The sequence below is a fragment of the Streptomyces sp. NPDC057543 genome, from assembly GCF_042801895.1.
In the GTDB taxonomy this organism is placed as follows: Bacteria; Actinomycetota; Actinomycetes; order Streptomycetales; family Streptomycetaceae; genus Streptomyces.
The window spans coordinates 1-1,245 of the sequence record NZ_JBHVFF010000597.1; the positions used below are offsets into that span (position 1 = coordinate 1).

3 protein-coding genes are annotated in these 1,245 nt (G+C 66.3%); all 3 read right to left on the reverse strand.

The window, feature by feature from the left end; genetic code table 11:
- Window positions 1–166: DDE-type integrase/transposase/recombinase (locus tag ACFU8Q_RS41550; RefSeq protein ID WP_384465437.1), on the reverse strand; the 166-nt coding region annotated here is incomplete at its 3' end.
- Window positions 167–622 carry an IS3 family transposase gene (locus tag ACFU8Q_RS41555; protein WP_384465431.1) on the reverse strand — a complete coding sequence of 152 codons (456 nt, stop codon included), beginning with the start codon at window positions 620–622 and terminating at the stop codon, window positions 167–169.
- Window positions 619–918, reverse strand: coding sequence for a transposase (locus ACFU8Q_RS41560; protein WP_384465434.1), 300 nt, complete (start codon window positions 916–918; stop codon window positions 619–621). Before ACFU8Q_RS41560 ends, ACFU8Q_RS41555 begins: the two co-directional genes overlap by 4 nt.
- Between the last annotated feature and the right edge of the window lie 327 nt (window positions 919–1,245).

The following is a 1,245-nucleotide window of genomic DNA, read 5'->3' on the forward strand; positions in this document are numbered from 1 at the left end:
GCCGGAATTGAGTCGAGGTGTACTCGCTGCCGCGATCGCTGTGGATTACGCAGCCCGGCTCCAGGTTCCCCCGGCCGTGGGCCATGTCCAAGGCGTCCACGACGAGTTCGGCGCGGTGGTGATCGGCCATGGCATAGCCGACGACCTCGCGGGTGGCCAGGTCCAGTCAGCAGGCGAGGTAGAGCCAGCCCTCGGCCGTCGGCAGGTAGGTGATGTCGCCGACCAGCTTGATCCCGGGGCGCTCGGCGTGAAAATCGCGGCCGACCAGGTCCGGGGCCGGCTTCGCCTTCTTGTCCGGCCGGGTCAGCGAGCGGTGCTTCCGCCGGGTGACGCCCCGGATGTCGCGCTCGCGCATGACGCGGGCGACGCGCTTTCGGTTCACCTGTCGTCCCAGACGCCGCAGTTCGGCATGGATGCGCGGAACACCGTAGGTCTTCCGGGAGGCGAGTTGCAGCACGGTGATCTCGTACGCAAGCGAGTCGTCGGCGGCCTCGCGGGCGCGGCGGGCGGCCTCGCTCTCGCGCCAGGCGTAGTAGGAGGAGCGGGCCACGTGCAGGGCCCCCAGCAGAACGATCGGATGGTTCGCCTTCTCCGCATGGATAAACCAGTACAACTGGCTCACCGGTCGTTCTCCTTCACGAAGAAGGCGGTCGCTTTTTTCAGGATCTCGATCGTCTGCTGCTGTTCGCGGTTCTCCTTGCGCAGCCGCTTGAGCTCCTCGCGCTCGGCACTGGTCAACTCGCCGGACTCGCCCTCGCCCCGGTCCGTCTTGGCCTTGCGGTACCAACCGCGCAGGGACTCGGAGCTGATGCCGAGTTCCCGGGCCACGGCGGTGACCGTCTTGCCCGAGAAGTCGACGAGCGCGATCGCGTCCCGCTTGAACTCCTCGGTGTACCGCTTCGTGTACTTGTTTCCCACCTGGTGCTACTTCCTCTGGAACCTCAGGTCCCAGTCTCCAGGTGTCCACGACCAAGGGGAAGCTTCACGCGTCTTCTACACCTCTGTCCTGTTCAGCATCCGAAGGTGCGAGGAGTCCGCCGTTTCTACGATCGCAATCGGGCCGAGGGAAAGCGCCACACCCAAGCCGTCCTCGCTCTCGCCCGCCGTCGCGTCAACGTGCTCTGGGCTCTCCTACACGAACAACGACCAACGACGCTACGAGCCGATTCCGCCGACGTCCCCCTCGTCCACGTCAACGTTCGCGAGGGTTATCCGAAGGCGCCCCTGGTGTCCTCCGGCCCCGAC